At 68.5% G+C, this 587-nt stretch carries 1 protein-coding gene; it reads right to left on the bottom strand.

What is annotated here, in order from left to right:
* Positions 1-475 (bottom strand): pyridoxal-phosphate dependent enzyme (locus tag KUM32_RS42925; RefSeq protein WP_217146965.1); only part of this gene is annotated, 475 nt, incomplete at its 3' end.
* Positions 476-587: the final 112 nt, after the last annotated feature.

The following is a 587-nucleotide window of genomic DNA, read 5'->3' as shown; positions in this document are numbered from 1 at the left end:
CGTAGTGCGAGCGCGGGTTGTCCGGGTTGCTGTACTGGTCGGGCTTCCAGGCGCCGGGGATCTCGCGCACCAGGCGGTCGGAGACGTTGTAGTACGAGTCCGGGTGCTCGGGGTCGACGGCGGTCGGGCAGACCACGACCTCGGCCCCGTACGCCCGCAGCACGTTGATCTTGTCCGTGGAGACCTTGTCCGGGCAGACGAAGACGCACTTGTACCCCTTGCGCTGGGCGACCATCGCCAGGCCCACGCCGGTGTTCCCCGAGGTCGGCTCGACGATCGTGCCACCGGGCTGGAGCGCCCCCGACTCCTCGGCGGCCTCGATCATCCGCACGGCGATCCGGTCCTTGACCGACCCGCCCGGGTTGAAGTACTCCACCTTCGCCAGGACGGTGGCCTGAATCCCCTCGGCCACGCTGTTGAGCTTCACCAGCGGGGTGTTGCCCACCAGGTCGATCATCGATTCGTGAAACTGCACGCCCTACTCCAGGTTCAGCGGGGTCTCCGCGGGTCAAGGGGCTGCCGCCGGCGCGGGCCCACCCCATAAGCCTATTGCGCCACGGCCCGGCGACCACTGCCCTGTGGATAAC

Source organism: Streptomyces sp. AC627_RSS907 (genome assembly GCF_019049165.1).
This window is presented reverse-complemented; position numbering and strand designations above follow the sequence as displayed.